Source organism: Tsuneonella sp. HG222 (assembly GCF_053819185.1).
In genome coordinates this window covers 350,942-377,913 of the sequence record NZ_JBSOQZ010000001.1, presented here as the reverse complement: position 1 = coordinate 377,913, position 26,972 = coordinate 350,942, and the positions used below count along the sequence as shown (strand labels likewise).

Sequence of the window (26,972 nt, the reverse complement as noted above, 5' to 3'; positions counted from 1 at the left end):
ATCAGATATCGGGCCCGATATCGCCCAGGTCGCGGTCCTGCTGTTCGCGCGCGGCGCCTCCGAGCAGCGCGCGCTGCTGGTTCTCCTGTTGCCGGTGATCGGTGCGGTTACGGTCCCGTGCCGCGTCCTGTGAGGCTTGCGGATCAGGGACATCCGGGCGCGACGGCTTGTCCGTCAGGCCACACCTCTCCTCCGAGCTCTCCCTGGCTTCGCCGAGCGGCAATTCGGATTGAGCGTTAGTGCCAGTCTCTGCTCTCGCGTTCGACCGCGATGAAAGCCGCGCGTTACTTGCCGGATCGGTGGGCAAGGATGGCTTGGCCAAAGCTTGCTTCCCATTCTTGCCCGGTTCCGACGCGTTCGACTGCGCCGCGCGATTGCTCCGCGAAGGTGCCTTCTGCGGTTCAACCGATGGGCGATCCTGGCGCGCCAGACGGCGCGGCTCGCCGCCCTCGTCGTCGCTCCCTGCGCAATGCTCAGCGTTGCCCTGAGTATCAGAACGATCGCTGTCGCTGCGGTGTGCTGCGCCGGTTCGCGATGGCATCTCACGCGCGATGAAACCTTCGGCGACCCGTGGCCAATCGCGCGGGATAAGCGTGATTGGCGCTGCCGGGAAACCATCCGGAAACTTGATGAAGCCCGACAGGCTGGGAAGCTCCATAAACTCGTCCGGAAGGAGCAGGGGAACGACCTGTCGGCGGGGCGTCAGGCTAACCGCGTCGCGGGCGTTGTTGTAGCCATAGCTGTAGCCTTCTTCCATTTCGCGGACCTCGCGGTGCCCAACGACATCGGAGCACCAGGTCGCGGTTTCGCGGTCGGCGGTGGCGAGGATCAGCTTGGTCCTGGCAAGCGAGGACAGGGTCATCGCCATGTTCTCGCCGTAGACCTCTTTGAGCTTGGCGAAAGCGTGCACACCGGTGACGATCGCGCCGCCAAAGTTGCGCGCGGTCTGCAGGCCCTTCTCGAGTGAAGGCAGGCGGTGAAGCGCTCCGAGTTCGTCGATCAAGAACCACAGTTTGAGGTCGCGCGTGCGCCGCCCGGACATCAGCGTGTTAATCGCGGTATCGAGCCACAACGTGAGCAGCTGAGAGAGCACGCTCATGTCGACATAGCGCGCCGAAAGGAACAGCAGCGAGCCCGGTTCGCATGTCCCCCGGACCCACTGGTGGATCGAAAACGGCTCCCCGTGCGAGGGTAGCATCTGCATCGCCTTAGCGTTGACGTTGAACACCGCGCGTACCGATTCCGCCATTTTGGCAGCGCTCGGAGTGGTGATCGGGCCCGCCATCGTATCCTCGAGCAGCTTGTGCAGATCGGGCAGGTCGGCGTTCATCAGCTCGTCGGCGAGCGCCTGGTTGCTGCCCCGTCCTTCCGCGGCGAGCTTGATGCAGGTCTCGACGAACATGGTGCGCGCGGCGAGCACCCAGAACTGCTCCGAGCCGCCCCCGTCGTGGGGCACGAGCGATTCAGCGGCGGAATGGAATTCGGCGCGCGAGGTGCAGTCGTTAAACACGCTCCAAGCCGGGCAGCGGGCGTCGAGCGGGTTCAAAATGACGTCTCGGTCCGCTTCGTAGAAGGTCTCGATGAAGGCCCCGGTGAGATCGAAGATCACCGCGCGTTCGCCCCGCTCGCGGATCTCGGCGACCAGATCGGTGAGCGCCACGGTCTTGCCGGTGCCGGTGGTCCCGACCAGCATGGCGTGGCTCTGCTCGCGTCGCCACGGCCAGTTCACCCCAGCGAGGTGTGCGGGAGTATAGAGCCCCGCTTCGCGCAATGATGCGCGACCGGCCAGACGCCATGACCAACCCATTTCACTGCCGTATTCGCGCGCCCGTTCGCGGGCGTTGTGGCGGGCGATGTCGCGCTCCAGTTCGGGCAGCGTTGCGAGCGAAGAGCCGCGCACATGCTTCTTCTGTTTCGAGCGCTCGCCGAAGCGTTCGGCAATCCACCAGAAGGCGATGAACAGCGGGACGAGGACCATGCTTGCAACCAAGAACGTACTCCGCAGGGCCTCCCCGAATGCGGCGACCGCGGCGCGCATCGGCGGGTACTGGGTGACGACCGACATGGGAAAGGCGGCGGTCTCGCCGTCGCCCAGTTTGAGGTGCACGAGCTTGGCGGGATCGAACTCCATGAAACCGTAGGCGGAGGCGTAGAGATGCATCCACAGAAGATAGACCTCTTGCTCGCTGAGCGAGGATTGGACCTCCCACCAGCCAAGACCGAGAATGACGAGCACGGTGACAAGCAGCGGACCCTTGAGGCCCGCCGCAAACATGAAGCCGAAGTGGCCCAGCAGCTGGCTACCGCGGGTGAAGTTGACCAGATTATGCTTCATGCTCGCCTCCCTTGCCGGAAGCCGGAATGAGACCGAGCCGCTCGAGCCGGCGGTGATAGGCAGCCAGCGTGCGCTCCCTCAGCGTATCGTCGGAATGGTGGGTTAGCAGCGCGTCGAGCGCGACTGTGGCGAATACCCTCTGCCGCTCCGGATCGGCTCCGGTGGGGCGCAGAAGCGCATCGTTGTCACGGGTCCAGGCGGCGACCAGCAGGTCGCGCACGACGATGCTGACGCTGACCTGCTTGAGGCGCGCCTGGTCCCTGATCCAGTCCGCGATAAGCGGTGGGACATAGCTCTGCAGACTTTGATGACGTTGCACTTTTCCAAGCTCCTTGAACGATAAGGAACCTGGTTCACCCTGCGGAAGGCGAGGATCAGACTAAATCACGGGCAGCCTGTAGGAAAACGGAAAGTTCGCCCATTTGTTCAAGGCCTTATGGCAGCGTGATTTACCTGCAATTTGCGAATCCGCTTCATGCCTCACCGGCAAATCAGTTGCTGCATCTCGCGAAATCGAGATGTATCCCATTGAAGAGACGTTGAAACATCCGGCAGCACCGCTGCGTACGGTGTGCCTACCGTTCCCCATTGCACGGCCAGTGCCGGTGACCGAAGATGTTGTGTTCCCGGGAGCATTTGCCGCCCTTCGTTTAGGGAGCGTGAGCAATCTCTAGTCGGCGACGTGTCAGCCAGACGGAAATAATGTTCGGCCGCTCCCCGACAAGAGATCGCACCTGCGAAAGAGGCGGCGGCAAAGGACCATGTGCGAAACAAGGGAGCGGGGCCTGTCGCTCCCGCCAGCTTCGCGCTGGTCCGACCCGCCGCCGGTTCGCAAGTGCGCGCGGGGCCCAATACAAGAAGGCCGCGCCCTCAGGAGCGCATCGCCAGATGCGCGGGACAGAGCGCGTCCACAGCCCCGCTCCTTATCCCCCGACGCCATCATCCGACGAGTATGAAAAAAGGGCGGAACCGTCGCCGGCTCCCGCCCTCTGTTCACCCTCAGAACTCGTCGAGCATTCCCCCGCGCACGGTGTGGACCACCCGGTTCGTCAGGTGCGCCGGCAGGGCGTTGTAGTCGCTCTCGTCGAGCGCGAAGTATCCCAGATCATCGTCCTCGACGATATGCTGATCGAAGTAGCTGTGCAGCGCGCGCCGTTCGGCAACCGCCAGTGCTTCGAAGTAGCTATCCGCGTTCGACGCGATTGGAGCAAGTGAAGCCATGATATCCTCCTGATGTCTGTCCTTGAGACGACAGGAGGTCGGCCGATGGTCTTGCGGCTCCCGGGTCCAGGATCGCCCTTCGGGCGACCGCGTCAGCGGCGGTGGGGGCAACGATTTTGTCGGACCGAAGCGAAGCGAAGGGGAGGCAAAATGGTGGGGCCCCGCCGTCCTTGACGCGGGAGCCGCAAGGCCATCACCATGGACGATCCGTGAGCCAGGACCATTCCCAACCTCTCGGATGAATCGGGGCCCATCGAGCAGCGCAAAAAACTCTTTCCTACACCCCGGTGAGCCCGCCACACTTGACCGCGGAGGCATCAGAGAGGGGACGTAGAAAGGACCCCAGGAATGCCGACGAAACGAAGTGCGATCGATGCGCTCAGGAAGCTCGAAGCCGACCGGCAAGCTCTCGACGAGCGGCAACGCGAACTCGAAGAGAAAGCCGCTCTCGAGCTGGGGCAACTGATCCTCGGATCAGGTATCGAGGCGTTTTCGAGGAAAGGCCTCAAACAGGCCAGCGAGATGCTCGGCAAGCTCGGTGAAGCCGAAGCGCTCCGGCGGCTGGGAAGCCAACCGGCTGCATCCGGTCGCAGCGGAACGCCAGCTATTGCCTGAGCAACACGAGAAGGAGCCCTGCCGCGCTTGCGGCAGAGCCCCTTCGCCGCTCGCCGGTTGATCGATGACGTCAGTCGATCTCGGGCGCGTCGCGGTTATCGCCGTCACCATTGCTGGCGTTGCCGCGCGAGAGGAAGTCGACCTTGTCGGCGAGGATCTCGCAGCCGTAGCGCTTGACGCCATCCTGGTCTTCCCACTGGGTGTAGTGAAGCCGGCCCTGGACCGAGACGAGCTGGCCCTTGGTGCAGAACTGCCCGACGGTCTTGGAGAGGCCGTTGAAGCAGGTCACCCGGTGGAATTCGCTGTCCTTGGCGGTGTAGCCGTTTTCATCCTTGTAGGTCTTGCCGTCCTTGTCGCGCGCGGGGCGGTCGGTGACGACGGTGATGCCGGTGACGGAGGTTCCGCCTTTGGTCTCGCGGGATTCGGGATCGCGGGCGAGACGGCCGGTGAGGATTACGAGATTGGTCATGTGACTGGTCCTTCGGTGTGCCAAACCGGAAACCATTTCCGGCTTGCGAACATCCAGAAGAAGCAGGGCATGGGAGGGCTGCACCGCAGGGCCGTCAGGCCCAAGGGAAACGCCTTTTCGAGGGGTGGTGCGGGCAGGCAGCGCAGCTGCCAACACGGCCCGAAGGCAAAGGCGTTGCCGGCCTCAGCTGACCTGATTCAGGACTGTTCGCGAAGAAGCCGGATTGGGTTCGGGTGGCTTAGCGAAGGGGCCTTGGACCCCGCTCTCCTATCCGCCCGGTCCCTCGCCCTCGCTGGCCGCCAGCAGGTCCATGAAATTGCGGGCCGCCTCGCGGTCGTCAGCATCTTTGAACGCCGCCTCAAGGTCAGGCGCGGAGCCAAGCATGTGAAGCAGCGCCCACAGGGCAAAGCGCTTGCCGCGGTCCTTTTCGAGGCCGAGATCGACCTGGCAGCGCTCCAAACCCGTCGCCAGCACGTCGGGGCTTACCGCTGCAAGATCGGTGGATGAGAAGTAGCGTCGAAGCAGATCGTCGAGGTCCATGACGAAGACATAGCGTCATTTCGCAGGGGACGACATTTGCGACTTTGCGGCGGGATTGATCGTCGCTTTCTAGGCGAGGAGCGGCAGCGGACAATCGCGTTGAGCACGCGAGATTCGAAACTCCGCGAGAACCTTTGCGAGCAACGTAACTGGAAGAGGATTTCACCTGCCGATCATGGCCCGCAGCAAGCGAGAGTTCCACTGATGCGCGGACTGCGAGATACTAAGACGACCTTAGGCTTACCCTGGTGCCGATATGCTCCCGCCAAAGGCCAAGCCTTTTGATTCGATATTCGACCAACTCGGGCGAGGTTCCATAGAAAGCCGCGATTTCTGCGGCGCCATTGCCTCGTGCCACCATATGCTTGACAGCATCTCGCGGAAGGAGCGTAGCTGACGCTAGAAAATACGCGTCGTGCTCTTCGGAGCTGTCATATGTGCGACCGAAAGAGTCCGCGATTTTCGCGATCTTCGTGAGCTTATGGCCGGACAATATGTGCCAATACTCTTCCAGCAGCGTCACGCGCTGTCTCTCCAGCGTATGGCAGTCATTCAGAAATACCACCCACCTGTCCTGAGCCGCGTTGAGGGGCACGCTCATGGCCGACCACTCATTACAAGCTGGTCCGGCCAGCGTATCGCGAGTCTTGGCATCGAGACAAGTTGACGATTGCAGCCGCTCGACCGTGACAGGTGCGACGATGAGGTGGAACGGATCCAAGGGGTCGTTCTTACCGAGCCCTAGGTCTCTGCGGAAATTCTCGGCGGTTCCCTCAAGCTCCTCCTTCGACATCGGGAATGCGTCACCGTCAGTCGGCGGATTGCTTGGCTCCGAATTGTCACCATCGGCGTAATGCTGCCGAAGGCATACTGCGGCCCGCAGCAGCGTCTGGATCGTTCCTGAAGACGCGTTCTTCCCCGCGCGGAAATGCACGAACGCCACACCATCGAAGCCGAGTTCATGTTCCTCGGCGTCGGGACCAAGCCACTCTAGCAACCTAATCTTGGAGTTGTTGTCGGGCGACCCTTCCCCTCGCTCAATGCGGGCTAGGGTCGAGAAGCTGATCCCAACGATTCCCGACAAGGCCCTGATGCTGAGCCCTTCGCGATCGCGCTTAGCGCGGACCGCCTTGACGAGCTTTTCCTCAAAATTGTTCATTTTCACCCGATTGTGCGATCAGCACGCGTTGACACACCTCCTGGCGGAATGCATCATCCGTGCTGGTGACACAGATTCGCACATCGACAGACAAAATGGAAGTCGCGTTGAACGGCGATGCACGATCTGAGTTGCAACGGATTGGCGAAGGTTTGGACGCGCGTCAGCCTGTTCGGGTGAAAGACGGGGGCATTGTGATCCTCGATCCGGACCCCGCTTCAACAGCAGTCCAGGAGAAAAGCGATGAGCAACGACAAGGAGCGGGAAGACCCGCAACCCGGTCACGGAAAGGGTCCGCCCGACGGCAAGGGCCGTCCCGTCGATCACGGTCGCCCGGTGCCGAACCACGGGTCGTCGGCCTCGCCGGCCATTACGCCCGGCAACTAGAGGATGTGCAGCGGGCATACCGCGGTGTATCTCTCATTCCCGACGATGACGGGGTATGGCTTCTCGCGCGAAGCCGCATTTTGGACGGACTAGCGCGGGAAGCCATATTCCTTATTGCCCTGCCCGGTATTCTCGACGTTCAGCCGCGAGGATGGGCGTTCTGGGAACAAGCTAGTCAGGTCGAATGGATCGGACCTCGACACACCAACATGGGCGACGGCTCGGTTTGCGCATACCACCCCGAATTTGACAAAGCGTGGGCACCAGGCGGGGACCTTCGGATCCTGCTCGACCTCTACAGCGTTTGGGCGCTCCGGCATCTGCACTTAGCGGTGTTTGATCGCTGGGCTGGGCGTCAATACGCGATGCCGGACGAAGCTGGCAGATGCGATCCCTACTACCGGCTGGTCCAGTTCAAGCCCGACGAGCTATGCAGTTGTGGGTCAGAGAAGCGGTATAGCGCGTGCTGTCGCCCTCGCGATCTGAAATTGCCGTTTCTCGGCATCAGGCGGGCATTCGAGATACGCAACTGCGGCCAAAATATTCTAGACCGCGCGCCGCCGAAGGCAGTGTTGGACACAGCAACCGGATGCCGAAATGCTCCGCCTGCCATCGTAGAGGTCCATGCGCCTCTACGAGTTCACCACGCCGCCGAGCAGGGGAGAAATCGCGGGTAGTCGCCGAAGTCGGATCCTAATGCCGCGGATTCCTAAGGGTCAGGCTCTCTTTGCCTTCTCCTGAGCGGCATCTATCCGAAATGTCCGTTAGCAGCTTGTTTCACCACACCGCTGAACAACTACGATCGGGGCGCTCAGCCAGCGCCAGGCTTAGTGCCCAGCGGGCCGCGGCGATCGACCACCGTAATGCGGCGTGCCTTGGCTTCGATGACGAGACGCTCGGTGACGCCATTGCCGGGAAAAGCGATCACATAGCGCGGGGCCATCGCCAGCATCTGCTCATTGCGCTTGAACCCGGCCCGGGCACCCAGCCTGCGATCGAGACCGAAGGTCAGTTGCTGTACCTCGTGGCGTTCGGCCCAGGCGGCTGCAAGCCGATCGGCGCCCTTGCCGTCGCCGCCATGGACGAGGAGCATATCGGCCACCTGCTCGCGCACTCGGTCGAGCGTGGCCCAGATGTTGTCCGCATAGCTCTTCGCCTCCTCGGTCGTGGCGAAGCTCGCGCGTCCTCCGGCGAAGACCACGGCTGTGCCTTCGGGCGTGAGAGCGGCGCGCCGACGTTCTGAGCGGACCTTGAGGAAATCACGCGCATCGATGACCGCAGACGTGAGGTTCTTTCCGTGCGCTACGCGAGACCCCGACATCGGCTTCCAGGACGCACCGGTTTCTTCGCGGTAGAGCATCGCCGCGATCTCGCGCATGTGCTCGAAAGCGAGCATGCTGGCTTCGGCCGCCTGCGCGCGCTCGACCTGCTCTTCGAGGTTGCTCGAGTGGACTTCCGAGCCATCGGCCGCGGAAAGCAGCGCGCGGATCTCGTCGCTCGCGCGATCGACCTGCGCGGACTTGCGGGTCGCCGCGCGGTGGAAGAGATTGACGAAGCCCCAGGCGATGTCTTCAGCATCGGCCTCGAGCGCGGTGTCGGCGAACAGGGCAAATAAGTCCGACCAGACGGCCGCGAGGGTTTGCTCGCTCGCCTCTTCGGCGGGAAAATCTGTTTCGTTGAAAGGTGCGGGTTGAACCGAAAAGCCGGTCAGATCGAGTCCGGCAAGCTGGGCGGTGAAGCTGTCGTACATGGGTCATTCCTCCTGAGCGAAGGCGACTGCCGCAGGGGAAGAGAGAGGTTTCCTGCGGCCTGTTCGCCGGGCCCGGAAGGGACCGGTCAAGGGGACTGCCGCACCGCGCAGCGGGAAACCCCGCAAGGCAAGGCTGGCGCGGGCCACACGGGCCGCAGCCTTGCGCGGGTTGCGGCGGAACCGGACCGGTCCAGGGCCCGCACGAGCGAACAGGACGGGCAGGGAATCTGACTCCGGCAAGCTGCGCAAAGAGGAATTATGCCAGTGGCTTCAGCCGAGCGAAGGCAGTCCGAACTGCTCGGCGGTGAATTCCAGCACCTCGCCCGACGGAAACGCAGCCAGTGCAGTGAGGCGCCGGCCCTCGAGGCGCAGGTGCCAGCCGCGCCCGTGATCGGGCTCCGCGCTGGCAAAGCACGCGAAATCGAACAGCGCGAGATTGATCCCCTGCGGATCGCGCGCCGACGGCGAGCGGATCGCCTGCCCGCCTGCGGCCCGAGCAGTGTCGGCGAGCTCCTGACACGCGGAATAGTCGACCGGGTCGGCCCAGCGTTTGCTGTCGCGCGACAGAGGCGATCGCGTGGTGTCGAGCAGGCGGGCGATGGAGACGGGAACGGAGAAGCTCAGATGCTCGCTGGTGCGGTTGCCGGGGACAAACCCCGGCGAGCGGCTGATGAAGCGGAGGCGCCAATAGGCGGTTTCGGTGATCGCGGTCTGCTCGGTCTCGCTGGCGTAGAAGATGCCGGGGCGCTCGTTCGCGCGCCGAAATCGGCTGGCCACCCCGTGGCCGTAGCGGAAGGGCGAGGCGAGGAGGTAGTGAAGCCCGCGCGCTGCCTTGGGCAGATCGGGCTTGGCCGCATCGGCGAGTTCCTCGAGCCGCTTCTGGTCATCAAGGTTGGCCGCAAGCCGATTGGTCGAGATGCGATGCTGCGCCTCGACGACACGCCAGACGGTCCTGCGGTAACGGCGCAGCTCAGACGCGAGCGCGGTGGGCGTCCACATAGTCGCAAACCGTGATGAGACCCTTGAAGCTGTCGATCAGGTCAAGGGGCCGCGCCTCGAGGTCGAGATTTGGGGTTGCGAGCCAGGCTCGCGCAGCCATATCGTCGCTGCCGAGCAGCGCATCGAGCGAGCGGAACAGGCGCAGCAGAAACTGGCCGGCTTCGAACGACTTGCTGGCCGGATCGAGCTCGGATTTGCCCACGCGCAAACGCGAGACGGTGGCCTGAGACAGCCCGAGAACCGACCCAAGCTTGGCATTGGTCAGACCCCAGAACTCCGCGATTCTGCCAATTGCGGTTGTCAGAACCTTGCCGTCTCCCTCCTCGACTTCAGCGGCTCTCGTTGCCATCGACGCATCCTTTCATATGCACGATATAGGTCTTAGGAGATCATTTGAACAGAGCTTCGTTCGAAAATCGCCTCGCCGTTCGAAAACCGCCCAATCATGCGTAGCTCACCGAATGTCGCTTCGAACCGGCTCGCCACCTGCGAAAGCCAGCGCTGTGCCCGCCCGGATCGCGGGTGATAGGCATCGGCATCCCAGTACCCACCGTCGTCGCGCTCAGCGAGCCAGATGGCGACAAGCCCGCAGTAGGCGGAGATCCCGCAGTCGGCAAAGGCGTTGCGCAGCAGGATGCGGTCTTCGCGGCCGCGCCACCCGTCACAGGGTTCAAGTGAGGGAAAGGTGCTGCGCGCAGTCTCGATAATTTCCTCGACCAGATACTCATATTCCCATTCCCAATTATCCTCGTCTTCGATCTCTAAAGTGCGGAAGGCGACAACTGCGTCGGACGGATAGCTGGCAGAACGTCCCATCATGCACCCCCTCAAGCCGCTTCGGCGAGATCGGCTGCCGCAGCCTCGCTACCGGTACCCGAACGCCCTCCGAGCCTCAGGATGAGGCTCGCAGCCTCCTCTGCTTTGGCAGCGGCGGTCAGGATGGCCCGATCGTCGGATTTCAGAAGCTCGAGCCAATGCGCGATGTAGCTCGCATGATGATCGAGATGCGCAACCGGCAGACCGAGCTCGGCGCCCAGGATCGCGGCGGACAACTCCGCCACCAGTTCCTCGGCCGCGTAGGACTCGCTTCCAAAGCGATTCTTGAGATTCCGGCCGAGGCGAGAGCCATGCCCGGTCCAGTGCGAGAGTTCGTGCGCCAGCGTTGCGTAGTAGTGGTCGTAGCCATCGAACAGCGCCGCCGGCGGCATCGTAATCCGATCCAGGATGGGCTCGTAGTAGGCTTCGGCCCCTTGATGCCGAAGTTCGGCGCCGACCCCTGAAAAGAAGGTGTCGAGCCGCTCTTCCCGCCCGGCAGGTTCGACCGGTTCGAGTTCATGCTTGGCACGATACATTTCGGGCAAGCCGTCGCACTGATCGGCGTTGAAGACCGCGTAGGCCTTGAGAACGCGTCGCGTCTCAGTGCCTTCTTCCCCATCATCGCCTTCGACATGCTTGTCATAGCTCTTGTAGAAGATCGCGATCGTCGATTTCGCGCCCTTGCGGACCTGCCCACCAAGCTTCTGGCACTGCCGGTATGTCATCCAGTAGGGCGACAGGAATCCGGCAGCTTCGGCGATCATCCACAGCCAGAAGGTGTTCATGCCCCGATAGGGTGTGCCGCAGCTGCGCAGGGGTCGTGCTACCGGCACCCCGCGCCATGGCTTTACCCATGGCCTGGTTCCCTGCTCGAGTTTCTCGATAATCGCAGAGGTGATTTGTGCAGCAGGGGATTGCCCGCCGCTGCGGCGTTTGAACTTGGACATGAGGTGTCTCCCGATTGCCGGAACGAGGTTGTCCCGTGGCAATCAGAAGAAGCCTTCTTTCCTCTCATCTGGACGTCGTGTCAGCTTTGCGCTCTGCGACGAATAATGCGGAGAGACTGTAGAGCTCGCCTATGGGTACCCTGTGTGAGGCCGGCGCTCCGCTTTGAGCGGCGCGGCGGGGGGAGTATCTGCTATCCAGCCCCGCAGCATCCGGACGGCGAACCGGATTGTTGGGCTTCCTGAATCGGCGGGCACGGAACATCTGCGAAGGAGCAGAAGACGCAACAATCGCCGGAGAGCGGTCTAAGCTTCACGCCGCAATGGCGACAGTCGTAAAAAAACCAGCAGGCATCGGTCGGCATCGTTTCGACTGAGGTGCCGCCGCACTTGGGACATGTGATGTTAGAGGTGGTCTGCATCACGCCCCGCCCAGCACGCGCATCAGCGGCTGCTCGATAAAACCCCACAACGCGCTGATAACGACGATCACCGTAGCACCCACGAGCATCGCCAGCGTGGCTCGACTTGGCGCCGGCACCGCACAGTCCGCGTAAGCAGAGCAAGCGCGATGCTTGCGCAGGTAGAGCATCCAACCCGCAATGATCAGAACCGAGGCGATGATTGTCATCGGCCATCGGTAGGGGACGAATATAGCGAGACCGCCTGCTCCGAGCCCTAGCCCGGCGAGCGCGAGAGGCAGCACGCAGCACGCAGCAGCAGAGAACAGCGCGGTCAAGCTGGCCACCGTTCCCACGGCAGCGACGCCTCGCTCGGATCCCTGCAGTCGGATAACGGAAGGGGCACTTCGATCAGTCAGCTCTCGTCTCCAGCGCGATTCGGCGCTATGTGCCACCTGTAGTCGCTACAGGATCAAGGAGTTTCTGCGTGGGCGGTCTTTCGATAGGCGAACTCGCCCGCCGCACAGGCGTGCATATCGAGACAATTCGCTACTTCGAAAAAGTTGGCCTCCTCGCCGAGCCCGATCGAACCGAAGGCGGCCACAGGGTCTTTACCGACCAGCATGTCAGGGCACTGAGCTTTATAAAGCGGGCGAGGGAGCTTGGCTTCACGCCTGGCGAAGTGCGCGCCATCCTTGAACTGGGCGGCCCCGAGGAGGCGTGCTGCGACGAAGTTCGCGAAATCGCGGTTCATCATCTGGACCAGGTCAGGCGCAAGATGGCGGATCTCGAACGACTGGAGCGGCTGCTCGCCTCTACGGTCGAGCGCTGTTCGGGTGGGCACGTGCCCGACTGTCCGGTCATCGACATGCTGGATGGCGTTGCCCCCTAGAGCATGTAGCCTACGTCCGATGCCCCGGTAGGATAAGCAAACATGGTGCTCTTCAGATCATCGGCAGTGAGGTTGTGCCGAATAGCCAGAGCGAAGATGTTGATGATCTCGTCCGCGTGAGGACCGACGAGGTGCGCACCCAGAATCCGACCGGTGCCTTCTTCGACGAGCGTCTTGTATCCGTAGACCGGCTCGGCAAGCCGCCTCGCCGTGTACCAGCGCGAAGCGCGCTCGCATTTCAACCGGAATTGCGCTCCCGATCTGCGCGCCTCGTCCTCGCCCATGCCCACAGCGGCAATCGGCGGAAGCGTAAAGGCGACACTCGGCACGCCCCGATAGTCCGGCGTCCGCTGGTTGCCTTCGAGCAGATTGCCCGCGACCACCTTCGCATCATGGCTCGAAACAGGCGTCAGCGGCGGTCCCTGCTGGGCAGAATCGCCAGCTGCATAAACTGCCGGGTTGGTGACGCTCTGCAGGTACTCGTTGAGTTTGAGCCGACCTTGAGCGACAGCAACATCGGCGGCTTCGAGGTTCAGACGGTCGAGTGCAGGGGCGCGGCCGGCGGCGTGAACGACCAGGTCGGCCTCCACAGCGATCCTGTCGTCGCCCCTTTCGCCATGCACGACAAATCCGCTGTCGTTGCGCTCGATCGCAACGACAGTCGTATCGGTCATGACTTGCACCCCGATACTGTCGAACGACTCCGTCAGCCAGCCGACGAGCTCCGGCTCGAAATGCGTCAGCATGCGCGGACCGCGCTGGATCACCGTCACCTTGGCGCCAGCGCGTGCGGCAATGTGGGAAAACTCCGCTGCAATGTAGCCGCCGCCGACCAGGACGATCCGACGTGGCAGTTGCTCCATGGCCAGGAAGAACTCATTGTCGACCAGATGGTCCTCGCCCGCGATACCGAGCGGCACGGGTGCGGCGCCCGAGGCGATCAGAACATGACGGCCGCTTAGCTCTGATGCGTCGACCTTGAGGGAGTTCGGGCCGGTGAACTGGGCCGCACCGTGAAAAGTGTCGATGCCCTTATCGCGGTAGCGGTGCTCGTGCTTCTCCGGCACGGGATCGGTAAAGGTGCGCTTGAAACCGATCAATTCCGGCCAGTCGATCCGCAAATCACCGTCGACGCCGTGTCCGCTCATCCGGCGCTCCGCATCGATGACCTCTGCGCCCGAGACGAGCATCTTCTTGGGGTCGCAACCGCGCAAGGCGCAGGTGCCGCCAAACGGCTTCTCGTCGACGACAGCAACCGTCCAGCCTGCGTCGCGCACCCGCATCGCTGCGACCATTGCCGCCGTGCCCGTGCCGATGATGATCAAATCGTAGGGCATTTGCGCGCTCCTCAAGAGGAGAACGATGCTGTAGTTGGTACGGGTTCCCAAAGAGGATCAAAGGCTGTCCACTGGGGTGTGCCCCCGCTGACAATCAATGCGCTCGTCGATTTCTCGTGACCTTGAAGGCCGGCGCTGCAATCAATTTTGGATAAGGCGAATGAGGGTTCCGTCCGGATCGATCAGGGCTCCGATCAGGAGACCGCCATCTTCTTGCTGCGGCGGCTGAGCCCGGGGGTGACCCCAACATTGCTCTGGTACTCCAGCGTCTAAACAGACCGAGTAAAACGCGGCCAAGTCATCAAGCCGAAGACAGCAGCTGAACCAGCTTTCGGCTGGGTTCAGGTCTGGATGTGGGAAGAACTCCAGGATCACGCTGTCACGCTTCAAGATCATCCAGCCGTCATCCCGCCAGTCCTGCTCGAACCCCAACTTGGTGAAAAATTTTGAGGTGACCTCAAAATCTCTCGACGGCAGGTTGGCTGTGGCGTGATCGATCTCGCATCCCCTCGCTGCTCATCATGGAGCTCCAGGCAGACGTTCGCAACGGCGCTCCTGCTGAATATCCAGCGAGGACGTCTCATCCACTAGGTAGAACGATTGACGGTTCAGCCTTGGCCAAAACGACTAAAGGCGGCCCGTCCAAAAATGGACGGACCGCCGACCGCGCAAGCCGAACTGTCAGGAGGTTCAGGCAGCTTGCTCGGTCAATTCGTCGTTGGCGTCTTCCGACCGAGCAGACGTTTCATCGTTGCCGATGGCTTCTTCCTTGGGAGTGCCGAAACGCATGACGGCCGGAACCCAGGCCAGCGCCTGTTCCTTGGCGTCCGCCTCGCCGATGAACTCACCCGAGAAGATGCGTTCGGCAGCCGATGCGAGATCGGCCTTCTTGGAACCGGCATAGCGGCTGACAAGCTCGGGCCCGCCCACGGCATCGAAGGCTTCGAGGATGCGCGCTTTCGGCACGCGATCGAAGAAGTTTGCCGCTGTCGGCCTCCACCAGTGCGCCATCTCGATCTCGAGCAAACTGCCCAACGCGTCGTGGAGCGGGAGTCCGCGCTCACCGTCGGTATTGAGGCTGGCAATGAGCGTACGCGCGACCACGAAGCCGAGCCAGAGGCTCCGTGCTTCGTCGGGAAGTCCTCGGAACGCTGCGAAGCGCTCAACTTCCGAGGCGCCGGCGCGCCAGCTTTCGTCGAGCGAACCAGTGAACTCCGCCAGCGCCGCACTCGCCGGAGCATCCTTGGCTTCAAATCCCGAGACCGGGCCGCTCGCCGCCGGCCCAGAGATCGTGAGCGCCTCTTTGGCGCGCCAGTCGTGACCATCGGCATCGGCCAGCGTGAACATCATGAGGTCAAGCGCCAGGCCGGGGTCGTTGGCGAGATGGATGGCGAGGATGTCGCGGCGCTGCATCGCGAGTTCGTCGAGCAGTCGCTGCGAATAGGTTGCAGGTTTGCTCGACGCCTCACCGCCGTCTTCGACGGGCTCGATGATGCCGTCGTCGGACTGTGCCACCTCGCTTTCCGTGTAGTACTGCGGAACAAGAGTAGGCTCGCCACCGCGCGACAGGACCAGGAACGCCCCCGCTTCTTCCTTAAGATCTTCGGCAAGCACCGGCGGGCGATCGTTGAGCGCTCGCATGGCTCGATCGATGCGGGCCAGTTGCTCCTCGGCTCTCGCGACCTCCTCCTCGCTGCTGTCCTCGTCCTCGAGGACTGCCGCTTCTCGGTCGTAGTCTGCCTCGAGTTCCGAAAGCTCCGCGGCTTCCGCTTCATTCAGCGGGGCGGGCCCGGCGGAAAGGCGGCTGAGCCCCTCAATAAGATCGTGGCAGACATAGGCCCCGAGCGTCGGACGGACCCACGCTAGGCCGAGTTCCCGCGCTTTGAAGCTCGCTGCCTCCTCCATTTTCTTTTGAGCGAGACCCTCGAGCAGCGCGATATCGACCCAGCTCTCGCTGGCATCGTCGTCGAAAAGCTCGCGCTCGATCCGCCCGCCGGCTTGGAGATAGGCTTCGCGGCCAACCAGGATCGCGCGCGGGTCGCTGCCGCGCACGGTGGCGTCCAGCACCATTCGCCGGATCGTGTCGGGCGTGACCTGATACCAGGCATCCTGCAGCTCGGCGAAGACATGCGCTTGCCGCTCGGTATCCGAGACCGCGCCATAGGCCTTGGCCATGTCGAGGGTGATCGCGCCTTCCGCCAGCGCTTCGAAGACGCACGGCGCAAGCGAAGCGAGCCGCAGTCGGCCCTCGACGAAGCGGACGGTCAGGCCGAAGCGCCGGGCGACGTCCTCGGTCGTGGCGCCCGCCTCGATGATCGCGGCGAAGGCCTGCGCCTCGTCGGCTGGATTCATGGCGAGACGCTGGAAGTTTTCGGCCAGGCTCGCTTCGCGAACTTCGCATTCGTCGCCTTCGATGACGAGGCAGGTCACTTCGTGGGTTGTGGGAATTGCGCTGTCCTCCGCAAGCGACTGCAAGGCGGCAAGCCGCCGCCCGCCGGCCTCGACTTCGAATTTGCCGCGCGCAGCCTTGCGCACGACGAGGTTCTGGAGGAGGCCGCGGGCCGCGATATCGGCCTTGAGTTGGGCATCGGCGGTAACATCGCTCACCTTCCGGACGTTGCGGGAACTCGGGACGAGCTTCTTCAAGGGAATGGACTGGATCATCGATCGTCTCCTGATGGATTGAACGAACCGGTGCGGGTGCATCCCACAAGGTTCGCCAGCCCAAGGCACTCTTTTCTCTCTGCTTTGGGACGTGCTGCCGCTGTTCAGGGGGCGAGCGCTTCAAGAATGGCCGGCCCATCGGCCACCGGTACGAACAGACGCGTCCGGTAGCGGATGATCTCGGTGAAGCAGCCCTTGGCCTTGTACCAGTGGAGCCGATCGGGCGCGAAGCCGGTCAGCTCGATGCGCTGCTCGCCGCCGACGAGACTGCGCTTGATGGTCAGCGGATCATGGCTCTGCAAGGACTGTGCGGTGCCGCTCGAGAGGACGAGAACGGCCAGTTCACCGGGAGTAGGCAAGACCGAGTTGCCGAGGCCGAAGGTCTGCGACACCTTGGCGAGATCCGCGGCCACGACCTCGCGGCCGATGATGGAGGTGCCGTCGGCCGAGACGATACGGGTCACGCGCACGTGATCGCCGGGCAGGCGCTTCCAGACCGGGAGTAGCAGCCCGGTTGCAAGGTGCACGCGTTCGCGGACCGGCTCCTTGGCAGCTTCGATCTCTTCCGCGCGCCACAGACGTTCGAACGAAGCCGGATCGATGGCCTCCCAGGCGCTTTCGGCGAGCGCCTCGCGGGTCCAGTTGGCGGATTTGAGCGGACGCAGCAGACGCCGCCGCTCGATCACACTGCCGTCGTCGGCAATCAGCCGGCGCGCGGAGACGCTGAGCGCTACCCGCCCCGAACGGGCATTGTGCAGTGGTATGCCACCAGGCGAGCCAATGTCATGCAGTCGCGCGAGCCGTTCGAAGCACAGTGGCCGCAAGTGCCGCTCGATCTCCAGCGAGAGGAGGCGGGTTTCGGCGCCGGTCAACGGATCGATCCGAAGGATCTGATCCGAAAGTATTCGACAGCTGTCGACCTTGAGCGTTTCGAGCCCGAGATCGAGTGTTCCCGCTTCTCGCGCGGCCTCCACGCGAGCTTCGATCAGAGCAAGATATTCGTCAAAGATCGCATTCTGCAGCGCGATCGGCAGCGCAAGCACGCGGTTGAGCCAGCGCTGGATCGAGGGCAAGTCGTCTGTAAGACCGCCCTCGGGGCCTGCGAGCCGCAGACCGGTCTGGCGCACGAAATCGGCAAAGCTCGTAGCCTCGAGCTTGCCGTCATAAAGCAGGTGGAACCAGCGGCTCAGCGCGTCTCTGGCGTAATCGCTTTCCAGATTATCGGCCGGATCGAACAGGTTCTGTCCACCCGTTTGCCGCTGTCCGCGGGTAAGCGCGCCGAGGCTGTCGAGCCGCCGCGCGATCGTCGAGATGAACCGCCGCTCACCCTTCACATCCGTGGTCACAGGTCGGAAGAGCGGTGCCGACGCCTGGTTGGTGCGGTTGGTCCGCCCCAGACCCTGAATCGCATTGTCGGCGCGCCACCCCGGCTCGAGCAGGAAATGCACGCGCCGCTGCCGGTTCTGGCAATTGAGGTCGGCGTGGTAGGAACGGCCCGTCCCGCCGGCGTCGGAAAAGACCAGGATGTGCTTGGCGCTATCCATGAAGGCCTGAGCCTCGGCAACATTGGCCGAACCGCCGCGGCGTTCGAGCCGCTGCTGTCCGTCTCGTCCTAGGACCAGCCGTCTCGTCCTGCCGGTCACTTCGGCGACGGTCTCGGTCCCGAAGTGTTCGATGATCGCATCGAGCGCAGTTGCGAGCGGCGGCAGGGCGCAGAGCTGCTCTATTAACGCATCGCGCGCGGCGACGGCGCGTGGACACATGACCGGATTGCCATCTTCGTCGCTCATCGGTTCGGAACGCGGATTGCCGTCTTCGTCAGTGAAGACCTGCATCAGGCGAGTGGGGAAGCTCCTTGCGAGATAGTCGATGACATACTCGCGCGGCGAAAGGTCGATATCGAGCGCTTCGCGTTCCTCGGGAGCGAGATCGGCCAAGCGGCGGTCGAGCATCGCCTCGGCGGTCGAGACCAGCTGCACGACCACCGAGTGTTCCTCGCCAAGCGCGGCTTCCATGGCCGGGATCAAGCTCGGCAGCTTCATCGAGAGCAGGAGCTGAGAAAAGAACCGCTGCTTAGTGCCTTCGAAGATCGAAAGCGCGGCGGCCTTTGCGTTGCGGTTGAGTGTGTCGCCGCTGTCCTCATCGACTATCCGCGTCGCCTGAAGCGCCTCGTCGAGATTGCGATGAATGATCGCCCAGGCTTCGGCATAGGCGTCGTAGATGGCGACCTGCGCACCGGTCAGCCGGTGCTCGAGTATTTCGTACTCGACTCCCGCGAAGGACAAAGCGCGCGAGAGGTAGAGCCCCTGAGCCTTGAGGTCTCGCGCGACGAGCTCCATCGCCGCGACACCGCCTGCCCGAATTTCGGTCGTGAACGCCTCATATGTCGGGAAAGCGGTTTCGGCTCCCCACAAGCCGAGGCGGGTCGCATATCCGAGGTTGGAAATGTCCGAAGCGCCGGTAGCCGAGGCGTAGAGGATCCGGGCGCGAGGAAGCCGGTTCTGCAGTCTTAGTCCAGCCATGCCCTGTTCGGAGCCTTTGGAAGCGCCGCGCGCATTACGGCTGCCTATGGCGTTGGCCATCGCGTGGGCCTCATCGAACGCAATCAAGCCCTCGAAATCATCGCCAGTCCAGGCGAGGATCTGGTCAAGCCGCGTATCGTCTGCGCGGCCCGAGCGAAGCGTCGGATAAGTAATGAAGAGGATGCCTTGGGACCAACGAACCGGTACTCCCAGCTTCCAACCGGAGAGTGGCTGAATGTCGAGGCGCATGCCGCCGAGTGCTTCCCAGTCGCGGCGGGCATCCTCGAGCAGCGCCTCATTCTTCGTGATCCAGATGTGTCGGCGCTCGCCCTCAAGCCAGCGATCCATGATCACCGACGCGATCTGCCGCCCCTTTCCCGCTCCGGTGCCGTCGCCGAGGAAAAAGCCCTGACGATAACGGGCCCCATCCTCGGCCTGCTCGAGCGTGGTTCCTTCCTGAGTGGCTCGGAAGCGCCCTGGCAGATCGTGCGAGAACGCCTCGCAGGCATAGACGAGCGTTTCGAGTTGGGCTTCGGAAAGCAGTTCGCGGGTCCGCCAGTTGGCGGGCACCTTTGGCAGAACGGTCGGTATCGGAGCCGCGACCGACCCCATCGCGATGGATTCCACAAGCGGTGTCGGATGGACCGGCGCGCCTCCGATCTGAACCCGGCTCGAGCGATAGGGAAGATAGATCCCTGTCTGCTCCGGGACGGGCGCGGGCTCATCCAGCGTCACATAGCCGAGCTCTTCGAACGGCTCGCCAGGTGCAGGGCGAGTTCCAAACGGAGCCGCGGGCCGGCCGTTCGCTGGCTTTCTCAATGTGCCGGTCGCGGGCCGCGCGGTCAGCACGGGAATTTCCGGAGTATCGCGAGCGCGCGGCGGAAGTCGGCCGATCAGCGCTGCCAGATCGGACAAATCGTCCGCTTCCGCAGTGACCACCGGTTTGTCGTCGATGGTCTTGTCGAACACCACCATGCGCACGCGAATGCTTGTGCCGTTCCTGCGAAACGCCCCGGTGATACGCACATCGAGCCGCAGGCTGGCATCGCTCAATGAGCTGGCGAAGCGAGACGCATCGAAACCTTCCGGCATGATCGCGACGAGGCGAGCGCCTCTCTTCGAGAGCCGGAGCACGCTGCGAAGATGACGCAACGCCGTTGTCGGACTGACCCCGCGCTCGCGACTGCGCGCAAACGGCGGATTCATGAGGACGACGGTTGGCGGCCTCTGGGTCAGGAGATGGTCAATGACCTCACCGTCGTGAGCGGTCACTGCCGCGTCGGGAAACAGATGGGCAAGGGACAGTCGCCGATCAGGATCGATCTCGTTGAGCGTGAGGTCGGAGCCTTGCATGGCCGGCCATAAAGCAAGCGCGCCGTTACCGGCCGAAGGCTCGAGGGCCTGATCGGATGAGCGAAGCTGAGCCGCTTGCGCCATGAGCCAGGACAGCATGGGCGGGGTCGAGAACTGCTGCAGCTCGATCTGTGCTTCGCTACGCACATGGCGGGCAGGCAGGGCGGTATCGAGCCATTCGAAGCGCGCGTCTGCTTCATGGATCGATGTATCGAGTTTAGTCCGGCCGTGAGACTTCAGCCACAGAAGCGCGCCGATCTCGATCGCATCGTTGTAGTCGTCGATCGACCAAGCGGTCCCCCAGCTCTGGATCCCCGTCTCTTCGGCAAAGAGCGCAGAAATGGAGCTACGCGTAAGATGGCAGCCGTCGGCCAGACGAGAGGCTATCCGTTCGCCGATCGTCACCGCCAAGGGCTGGGCACGAGGTTCAGCATCGGGTTCTAAAAGTTCGAACTGAAGCATTGTTGGTTCTCCTGATGGAGGCATCGGGCACGAAGCCTTCTGCCGATCACGAGGCCAAAGCTTTCTCTTCTCTACGAAGCCCGCTTGCGGGCGAGCCAGTTCACCAGTTCGTCGTTCCAGTCGGTGTCGCGCCTTGAAGGACGCCGGACATGGATGGTCCGGCCTTCGAGCGCATGGCTCTGGAGCGCGCGTTCCACCGCCACTTGGCCGCCTGCATCGTAATCGACAAAGAGATGGAGCTCGGTGACACTCTCGGGGATCGAGACGAACGCAAAGCGCTCATTACCAAGCGTTGCCCAGCACGGAACGCCGGTGAGTGCGCGAGCTGAGAGCGCGCTTTCAACACCTTCGGCGATGCCCAGCACTCCATCGATCGCAGGGAACAGTCGCACGGCGGCTGATCGGAGCGCACCGAGTGCACGCTTCGGGCCGTCGAATGCCGCGAGCCTGGGCGCCTCCGCATCGAGAAATGTTCGGTGAATAGCGATTGGCCCTTCGTCGAGGCTGACGGCTGCAATCATTGCTGGAATGAATTGCGCGCGGCCTTTGGGCCCTAGAGGCGTTCGGGAGTTGAAGCGCAGCGCGGGCGAGACAGCCGTGATACCCCGCGCTTCGAGATAAGCTTTGGCCGGGCTGTCGTTCAGGGGCGAGGCGCCATGCCATGTCCGGAGCGCACCCCGCGAGGGCAACCGCTCAACCGTCGATTCTCCGGCATTCGGCGGAAGGCCGCCGAACAGCTGCGCGGGCGAAAGCCCCTCCCTTCTGAAAGCGTCAATCACGCTCGCTTGATCGCAGCCGGCAAAGCAATGGAACAGGATAGCACGTCGTCCCAGGGTGACGCCGAGCGAAGGGGTGCGATCATCGTGCGCCGGGCACCGGGCCATTCCCTTTGAACCAGACCAGCGGCCGCCGCGGCTTTTGCAGAGCTGGCGTGCAGTTGCTTCGAGAGATTGTGTGTTCTGACCTTCACTTCGGGACTGCATCGGAAGACTCCGTATCGTCTGCTCGCTTCCCCAGCGCGGCCTCCCCTCTTTGCGGTGTTCTAATCGCTTTCCTACAGGCTGGTGTTCTTTTTATGTTCTCTTGCGATTCGGTGCAATCGAGGAGAACGCGAAATGGTAAGGCGGTTCATTGCAGGCTTGATCTGTGCAGCGAGTCTGACGGCTGGCGAAGGAGCATTCGCTCAGGAATTTCGAATTTTCGATCACGAGTATGGACCGTCGGTTGGCCCCAGTGCGGAAAGCTTGGGCAGCGAAAGCAGTCCGCGCTCGACGGAAAGTACTCTCGCGTTCCGCGCAGTCGTCCCCGGCTACCGGGAGGCGATCTACCTGCCGCTCATTCGCGAGGCCGAATTAAGACATCGCCTACCCCCGCGGCTTCTTCAGGCCCTGATCTGGGCGGAATCCCGCTTCAACCCGCTTGCGGTCAGTCCCGCGGGTGCGGCAGGTCTAGCGCAACTGATGCCGGGCACCGCCCGCGAACTCGGCGTCGCAAACCGGCATGATCCGCAGGAGAATATCGAGGGCGGTGCGCGCTATCTCAGACAGATGCTCGATCGGTTTGGGTCGGTGCATCTCGCCCTTGCCGCATACAACGCTGGACCCGGCGCGGTCGCCAAGGCAGGCGGGATTCCAAGGAATCGCGAGACGCCTGGTTATGTAAGAAGCGTTCTCGGCCGCTGGATGAGTTACGCCGACTGATGACGGCCAATCGAAGGCGCATAACCGGTCGGCTCGAACTCGGCCCGCGCGGCTATGCAATCGTGACTGAAGCCGGTGATCACTGGGTGCTCGAAGGTTGCGAGCCCGACTGTAACTTGATTGGCGCCCAGGTTACGGCCGAGGGTGAGAGCCACGGCTTGGATCGCTTGCGGACAGATTGGATCGGCACGGCGAGCGCCTGATCATCCGGCCCGAAGGTTGAGGATGCGGCCGCCAGCTCTCAGCTGGTCCAGGTTATCGCTCCACCATTGGGCCATGCGCACCCGTTCTTCCCAGTGCTTTCCTCGGTGATAGATGCCCCGCACCGCGTTACTGTCGCCATGGGCGAGCGCCCGCTCGATCGCATCTGCGCTCCATAGCCCGCACTCATTGAGCATGGTCGAGGCGGTGGCGCGCAGGCCATGGGCAGTGACTTCTTCTTTCGAAAATCCCATTCGGCGGAACGCCGCGTTGAGGGTATTCTCGCTCATGGGACGCGTTTCCGATCGCGCTGATGGGAACACGTATCCTTCCGAGCCAAGCATTGCTTCCAGCTCCTTCAGATAGGCGATCACCTGGCTCGACAGGGGCACAGCGTGGGCACGGCGCGCCTTCATCTTACCTTCCGGGATCTTCCAGACGCCTGCATCGAAGTTGAACTCGCTCCATTCGGCGTGGCGGAGCTCACCCGGACGGACGAAGACGTGCGGCGCGACCAGCAGCGCGTACTTCGTAATCGGGTGGCCGGTGTAGTCGTCGATCGCCCGCAGCAGGCCGCCGAGTTCGTCGGGCTCAAGGATCGCGGCGTAGTGTTTTACCTTGGGCGTGATCAAAGCCCCCTTGAGGAGGCTCGTCGGATCGCCCGCGCAACGCGCGGTGGCAACGCCGAAGCGGAACACCCGGCTGGCGAAGGAGCGACATTTCTTCGCCGTCTCGTGCTTGCCTGCCGCTTCGAGGCGTTTGAGCGGGGCGAGCACCTCAAACGGCTCGATCTGCTCGAGGGGTCGTTTCCCGATCGAGCGAACCAGCTTGTCGAGGAAGTAGTTGGCCTTGAGCAGCGTCGCGTCGGCCCTGCCATTGCGGGCCATCATCTGGTCGATGTATTCCCTCGCCACTTCTTCGAATGTGATCCCCGCGATGAATTCAGCCCGGATCTTCTGCTTGCGCTTCTCGAGCGCAGGATCACCGCCCTTGGATACCGCTAGACGCGCCTCGAGCGCTGCGTTGCGCGCCTCTTTTAGGCTGAGGTCGGGATAGGTGCCGATCGAAAGCTTCTTCTCGGTTCTCCCGACTCGGTAGCGGAAGCGCCAAAGCTTGCTACCTATCGGCGTGACTTCGACATACAGGCCGCGCTCGTCTGCGACCTTGTAAGGCTTGTTTTTAGGACGGAGCGCTTTGAGCTGGCTATCGGTCAATGGCACGTGCGGGCCTTTCTCGAATGTGGTTTACACCGAAATCCGCAAAAGGCCCGCAAATGTTCTCGGAATGTCTGGATGTTGCTGACACGTTCCGGGACGACCAAGGGCCAAATTCCTTGGATTTCCGGGGTTTTATAGACTTTTTGGGATGTTCTGAGAAGAACAAATGGTGCCCAGAAGAGGACTCGAACCTCCACGCCCTTGCGAGCGCCGCCACCTGAAGACGGTGCGTCTACCAATTCCGCCATCTGGGCACGGGCCGCGCGGTCGTTTGAGCCGTGCGGTGGGTAGGGGCGGGCCGATAGCGAAGGGGCGGGCCGCTTGTCAAACGGGAACTGCGCCGCCTTCCTCCCCACGAGGTAATCTATCCCCTCGCCCGCTTGCGGAGGTGCGTGCGTTGCGGCATGGCCGCGCTCACGCAGAACTGCGCGGAACCGGCCGCGCGAAGCAGGATTGGCACAGGCAATGGCGATGTACGGACCGCTCGAAGACAAGCTGGTTGTCCTGATCGGAGGCGGCGGCTTTGTCGGCTCGCACTTGGCGCAGGCCTTGCTCGAACGCGGAGCGCGCCTGCGGATCGCGGACCGCCATCCCGAGAAGGCCTTCCGCCTCAAGCCGCTCGCCAATCTCGGGCAGATCCAGTTCGCGCGGTGCAACGTGAGCGACCGCCGCAGCGTCGAAGCGGCCATGCAGGGCGCCGATGCGGCGGTTTATCTTGTCGGCGCGTTCTCGGGCAATCTCGAGACCCTCCACGCCAAGGGCGCCGGCTGGGCGGCCGAAGTCGCTGCGGATCAGGGCGCTTCGGCGTTCACCTACGTTTCGGCCATCGGGGCGGACCCGGCATCCGAAAGCGGCTATGCAGCCACGAAGGGCCTGGGCGAGGAAATGGTGCGCGCGGGGTTCCCGAAAGCGACCATCGTGCGCCCCTCGGTCATGTTCGGCGAGGACGACGCATTCGTGCACATGTTCGCCGGGCTCATATCATCGATGCCCGTGCTTCCCGTGTTCGGCCCGCAGGCCATGCTTCAGCCGGTCTGGGTCGACGACGTGGCCGGAGCGATCGCCAACGCCCTCGCCGATCCCGCAGCCCATGGCGGCAAGACCTACGAGCTGGCCGGGCCCGAGCAGATCAGCATGGCCGACCTGCACCAGAGGATCGCCGCGGCCCAGGGCCGGGAAAGACACTTCCTGCCCGTGCCGGACGTATTCTCAGGCCTATTCGCCGCGCTGCCGGGCACACCCATGAATGCCGATCAGTGGCGCATGCTCAAGAGCGGGAACGTCGCCGACGGCAAGCTGCCCGGGCTGAAGCAGCTCGGCATCGTGCCCCATCCGCTGAACCTGTTTCTCGACCGCTGGATGATGCGCTTTCGCAAGCACGGGCGCTTCGGAGCGAAAAGCGCCGCCTGATCAGGTTTGCGGTGCCGGAAGAGCCACCGGCTCTACCAGCAGGCTGGAGCCTTCGCTTCCCACGATCCTGACCCACTGCCCCATCGCAGCGTCAGGACCGCGGGCGATCCATTCGCTATCGCCAACCCTGATGCGTCCGCTGCCGTGCTCGATCGCGACCGTGACGAGCGCGGTTTCGCCCACCATGCGCGCGCCCCGGCGGTTCATCAGCGGATCGCTGCTCTCGATTGGCTTGTCGCGCAGGAAGCGCTTGGCCGAAAAGGCCAGGATCAGCGCGAGGAAGACGAAATCGACAATCTGCATTGGCAGGGAAATATCGAAGGCGAGCGCCAGCACGCCCGTGACGATCGCCGCCAATGCCAGCCAGATCAGGTAGATCCCGGGCACCAGCATCTCCAGCCCGGCAAGGACGAGTCCCAGCGTCAGCCAGACCCAGTGCGCCTCGATGCCGGAGATGCCGTCCATCATTCGCCCTCGCCGCGGACGGTGCGCGGAACCCCGATGCGCGCGGCGGGCGTGGGCAGCGGCGTGCCGCCGTCGGTCTTGACCGCGCCCTTCGGCTCCCCGGCCAGGACTTCGCGCGCCAGTTCGCCGATGCCGCCCAGCGTGCCGATCAATTGCGTGGCCTCGATCGGGAACAGGATCGTCTTGGCGTTCGGGCTGGTGGCGAACTTGCCGATCGCCTTGGTGTACTCCTGGGCGATGAAGTAGTTGATCGCCTGGTTGCCCGATTCAGAGATCGCCTGGCTGACCGAGCGGGTCGCCTCGGCTTCTGCCTGTGCCGAGCGCTCGCGCGCCTCGGCGTCGCGGAAGGCGGCTTCCTTCTTGCCCTCGGCCGACAGGATCGCACTCTGCTTTTCGCCTTCGGCGCGCAGGATGCGGCTGGCACGCTCGCCTTCCGCCTCGAGGATTTCGGCGCGCTTCAGGCGCTCGGCCTTCATCTGCCGCGCCATGGCCTCCGAGATGTCGAGCGGGGGACGGATGTCCTTGATCTCCACCCGGGTGATCTTCACGCCCCACGGGCTCGTCGCATGATCGACCACGCCGAGGAGCCGGGCGTTGATCTCGTCCCGCTTCGACAGCGTCTCGTCCAGGTCCATGCTGCCCATCACCGTGCGCAGGTTGGTGGTGGTGATCGCCATGATCGCTGCATAGAGGTTGTGCACCTCGTAGGCGGCCTTGCCGGCATCGAGCACTTGGAAGAACACGACCGCGTCCACGCCAACCATGGCGTTGTCGCGGGTGATGATCTCCTGGCCGGGAATGTCGAGCACCTGCTCCATCATGTTCACCTTCTGGCCGACACGGTCGATGAAGGGATAGATGATGTGCAGCCCGGGTTCGGCGGCGAGGTGGTACTTGCCCAGCCGCTCGATCGTGTAGACGAAGCCTTGGCGGACCACGCGGACCCCCATCATGAGGAAAATCAACAGCAGTCCCAGCAGGGCGACCAGCGCGCCGATCATCGTATTACCCTCCACCAACAGACGAACAGTCTAGACCGCGCCCAACCCCCTTCCAAGCAAAACCGGACGTGCTAGGAAGGTTCGGACCGAGTCAACAATTCGGTCGTGGGAG

The 26,972-nt window shown here is 63.2% G+C and carries 27 protein-coding genes and 1 tRNA gene; 6 read left to right on the top strand and 22 right to left on the bottom strand.

Annotation, left to right across the window (positions count from 1 at the left end; genetic code table 11):
* Window position 1 precedes the first annotated feature (1 nt).
* The 3 genes from ACWPMZ_RS01790 to ACWPMZ_RS01780 form a co-directional block, all read right to left on the bottom strand.
* On the bottom strand, window positions 2-2,335 hold the full coding sequence (locus ACWPMZ_RS01790; protein ID WP_455702320.1) for a type IV secretion system DNA-binding domain-containing protein: 2,334 nt from the start codon (window positions 2,333-2,335) through the stop codon (window positions 2-4).
* Window positions 2,325-2,654, bottom strand: coding sequence for a hypothetical protein (locus ACWPMZ_RS01785; RefSeq protein WP_455702319.1), 330 nt, complete (start codon window positions 2,652-2,654; stop codon window positions 2,325-2,327). Before ACWPMZ_RS01785 ends, ACWPMZ_RS01790 begins: the two co-directional genes overlap by 11 nt.
* Before the next feature lie 680 nt (window positions 2,655-3,334).
* A complete protein-coding gene (locus tag ACWPMZ_RS01780; protein ID WP_455702318.1) occupies window positions 3,335-3,556 on the bottom strand; it encodes a hypothetical protein in 222 nt (73 codons plus the stop codon).
* 348 nt (window positions 3,557-3,904) lie between these two features.
* Between ACWPMZ_RS01780 and ACWPMZ_RS01775 the strand changes: the two genes are divergently transcribed.
* The gene (locus ACWPMZ_RS01775) at window positions 3,905-4,171 is read left to right on the top strand and encodes a DUF6437 family protein (RefSeq protein ID WP_455702317.1); all 267 of its coding nucleotides are present in this window, start codon (window positions 3,905-3,907) and stop codon (window positions 4,169-4,171) included.
* Window positions 4,172-4,241: 70 nt separating this feature from the next.
* Here the strand turns inward: ACWPMZ_RS01775 and ACWPMZ_RS01770 are convergent, their stop codons facing one another.
* The 3 genes from ACWPMZ_RS01770 to ACWPMZ_RS01760 all read right to left on the bottom strand — a co-directional run bounded on the left by ACWPMZ_RS01770 (window position 4,242) and on the right by ACWPMZ_RS01760 (window position 6,339).
* Window positions 4,242-4,640 carry a single-stranded DNA-binding protein gene (locus ACWPMZ_RS01770; RefSeq protein ID WP_455702316.1) on the bottom strand — a complete coding sequence of 133 codons (399 nt, stop codon included), beginning with the start codon at window positions 4,638-4,640 and terminating at the stop codon, window positions 4,242-4,244.
* Window positions 4,641-4,907: 267 nt separating this feature from the next.
* Window positions 4,908-5,180 carry a hypothetical protein gene (locus tag ACWPMZ_RS01765; protein ID WP_131621699.1) on the bottom strand — a complete coding sequence of 91 codons (273 nt, stop codon included), beginning with the start codon at window positions 5,178-5,180 and terminating at the stop codon, window positions 4,908-4,910.
* Between the two features lie 223 nt (window positions 5,181-5,403).
* Window positions 5,404-6,339 (bottom strand): ImmA/IrrE family metallo-endopeptidase, encoded by a 936-nt coding sequence (locus ACWPMZ_RS01760; RefSeq protein WP_455702315.1) that lies wholly within the window; start codon window positions 6,337-6,339, stop codon window positions 5,404-5,406.
* A gap of 243 nt (window positions 6,340-6,582) precedes the next feature.
* On the opposite strand from ACWPMZ_RS01760, the gene ACWPMZ_RS01755 reads away from it, so the two are divergent.
* Complete coding sequence (locus ACWPMZ_RS01755) at window positions 6,583-6,726, top strand: hypothetical protein (protein WP_455702314.1); 144 nt, start codon at window positions 6,583-6,585, stop codon at window positions 6,724-6,726.
* Between the two features lie 811 nt (window positions 6,727-7,537).
* Here ACWPMZ_RS01755 and ACWPMZ_RS01750 read toward each other — a convergent pair.
* From ACWPMZ_RS01750 to ACWPMZ_RS01720, 7 genes are all read right to left on the bottom strand, one after another.
* Entirely contained in the window at window positions 7,538-8,476 is a 939-nt protein-coding gene (locus tag ACWPMZ_RS01750; protein ID WP_455702313.1) for a DUF2493 domain-containing protein, read from the bottom strand.
* Window positions 8,477-8,746: 270 nt separating this feature from the next.
* Window positions 8,747-9,475 (bottom strand): RES family NAD+ phosphorylase, encoded by a 729-nt coding sequence (locus ACWPMZ_RS01745; RefSeq protein ID WP_455702312.1) that lies wholly within the window; start codon window positions 9,473-9,475, stop codon window positions 8,747-8,749.
* Window positions 9,447-9,824: an antitoxin Xre/MbcA/ParS toxin-binding domain-containing protein gene (locus tag ACWPMZ_RS01740; protein ID WP_455702311.1), complete on the bottom strand. Its 378-nt coding sequence runs from the start codon at window positions 9,822-9,824 to the stop codon at window positions 9,447-9,449. Before ACWPMZ_RS01740 ends, ACWPMZ_RS01745 begins: the two co-directional genes overlap by 29 nt.
* A gap of 32 nt (window positions 9,825-9,856) precedes the next feature.
* Window positions 9,857-10,291: a hypothetical protein gene (locus ACWPMZ_RS01735; RefSeq protein WP_455704151.1), complete on the bottom strand. Its 435-nt coding sequence runs from the start codon at window positions 10,289-10,291 to the stop codon at window positions 9,857-9,859.
* Window positions 10,292-10,302: 11 nt separating this feature from the next.
* Window positions 10,303-11,238: an ArdC family protein gene (locus ACWPMZ_RS01730; RefSeq protein WP_455702310.1), complete on the bottom strand. Its 936-nt coding sequence runs from the start codon at window positions 11,236-11,238 to the stop codon at window positions 10,303-10,305.
* Between the two features lie 191 nt (window positions 11,239-11,429).
* Window positions 11,430-11,657: a GDCCVxC domain-containing (seleno)protein gene (locus tag ACWPMZ_RS01725; protein WP_455704150.1), complete on the bottom strand. Its 228-nt coding sequence runs from the start codon at window positions 11,655-11,657 to the stop codon at window positions 11,430-11,432.
* Window positions 11,657-11,866 (bottom strand): hypothetical protein, encoded by a 210-nt coding sequence (locus ACWPMZ_RS01720; protein WP_299309901.1) that lies wholly within the window; start codon window positions 11,864-11,866, stop codon window positions 11,657-11,659. The genes ACWPMZ_RS01725 and ACWPMZ_RS01720 overlap by 1 nt, the downstream gene beginning before the upstream one ends.
* Before the next feature lie 257 nt (window positions 11,867-12,123).
* On the opposite strand from ACWPMZ_RS01720, the gene ACWPMZ_RS01715 reads away from it, so the two are divergent.
* On the top strand, window positions 12,124-12,528 hold the full coding sequence (locus ACWPMZ_RS01715; protein WP_057883273.1) for a MerR family transcriptional regulator: 405 nt from the start codon (window positions 12,124-12,126) through the stop codon (window positions 12,526-12,528).
* Here ACWPMZ_RS01715 and ACWPMZ_RS01710 read toward each other — a convergent pair.
* The 5 genes from ACWPMZ_RS01710 to ACWPMZ_RS01690 form a co-directional block, all read right to left on the bottom strand.
* Window positions 12,525-13,865, bottom strand: coding sequence for a dihydrolipoyl dehydrogenase family protein (locus ACWPMZ_RS01710; protein ID WP_455702309.1), 1,341 nt, complete (start codon window positions 13,863-13,865; stop codon window positions 12,525-12,527). The two genes, ACWPMZ_RS01715 and ACWPMZ_RS01710, sit on opposite strands and share 4 nt — an antisense overlap.
* A gap of 141 nt (window positions 13,866-14,006) precedes the next feature.
* A complete protein-coding gene (locus ACWPMZ_RS01705) occupies window positions 14,007-14,363 on the bottom strand; it encodes a bleomycin resistance protein (protein ID WP_223177070.1) in 357 nt (118 codons plus the stop codon).
* Between the two features lie 192 nt (window positions 14,364-14,555).
* Window positions 14,556-16,529: a ParB/RepB/Spo0J family partition protein gene (locus ACWPMZ_RS01700; RefSeq protein ID WP_455702308.1), complete on the bottom strand. Its 1,974-nt coding sequence runs from the start codon at window positions 16,527-16,529 to the stop codon at window positions 14,556-14,558.
* 104 nt (window positions 16,530-16,633) lie between these two features.
* Complete coding sequence (locus ACWPMZ_RS01695; protein ID WP_455702307.1) at window positions 16,634-20,866, bottom strand: strawberry notch-like NTP hydrolase domain-containing protein; 4,233 nt, start codon at window positions 20,864-20,866, stop codon at window positions 16,634-16,636.
* Between the two features lie 71 nt (window positions 20,867-20,937).
* A complete protein-coding gene (locus ACWPMZ_RS01690) occupies window positions 20,938-21,849 on the bottom strand; it encodes a DUF7146 domain-containing protein (RefSeq protein WP_455702306.1) in 912 nt (303 codons plus the stop codon).
* 132 nt (window positions 21,850-21,981) lie between these two features.
* Here ACWPMZ_RS01690 and ACWPMZ_RS01685 point away from each other — a divergent pair, with 132 nt between their 5' ends.
* Together ACWPMZ_RS01685 and ACWPMZ_RS01680 are read left to right on the top strand one after the other, a co-directional pair.
* Window positions 21,982-22,566, top strand: coding sequence for a lytic transglycosylase domain-containing protein (locus ACWPMZ_RS01685; RefSeq protein ID WP_455702305.1), 585 nt, complete (start codon window positions 21,982-21,984; stop codon window positions 22,564-22,566).
* Complete coding sequence (locus tag ACWPMZ_RS01680) at window positions 22,566-22,769, top strand: DUF5818 domain-containing protein (protein WP_455702304.1); 204 nt, start codon at window positions 22,566-22,568, stop codon at window positions 22,767-22,769. Before ACWPMZ_RS01685 ends, ACWPMZ_RS01680 begins: the two co-directional genes overlap by 1 nt.
* Here the strand turns inward: ACWPMZ_RS01680 and ACWPMZ_RS01675 are convergent, their stop codons facing one another.
* The gene (locus ACWPMZ_RS01675; protein ID WP_455702303.1) at window positions 22,770-23,987 is read right to left on the bottom strand and encodes a tyrosine-type recombinase/integrase; all 1,218 of its coding nucleotides are present in this window, start codon (window positions 23,985-23,987) and stop codon (window positions 22,770-22,772) included. It abuts the gene before it with no gap.
* Window positions 23,988-24,151: 164 nt separating this feature from the next.
* A tRNA-Leu gene (locus tag ACWPMZ_RS01670) sits at window positions 24,152-24,238 on the bottom strand.
* A gap of 211 nt (window positions 24,239-24,449) precedes the next feature.
* On the opposite strand from ACWPMZ_RS01670, the gene ACWPMZ_RS01665 reads away from it, so the two are divergent.
* Complete coding sequence (locus ACWPMZ_RS01665) at window positions 24,450-25,394, top strand: complex I NDUFA9 subunit family protein (protein ID WP_455702302.1); 945 nt, start codon at window positions 24,450-24,452, stop codon at window positions 25,392-25,394.
* Here the strand turns inward: ACWPMZ_RS01665 and ACWPMZ_RS01660 are convergent, their stop codons facing one another.
* Window positions 25,395-25,862: an NfeD family protein gene (locus ACWPMZ_RS01660; protein ID WP_455702301.1), complete on the bottom strand. Its 468-nt coding sequence runs from the start codon at window positions 25,860-25,862 to the stop codon at window positions 25,395-25,397.
* On the bottom strand, window positions 25,859-26,860 hold the full coding sequence (locus ACWPMZ_RS01655; RefSeq protein WP_455702300.1) for an SPFH domain-containing protein: 1,002 nt from the start codon (window positions 26,858-26,860) through the stop codon (window positions 25,859-25,861). Before ACWPMZ_RS01655 ends, ACWPMZ_RS01660 begins: the two co-directional genes overlap by 4 nt.
* Window positions 26,861-26,972: the final 112 nt, after the last annotated feature.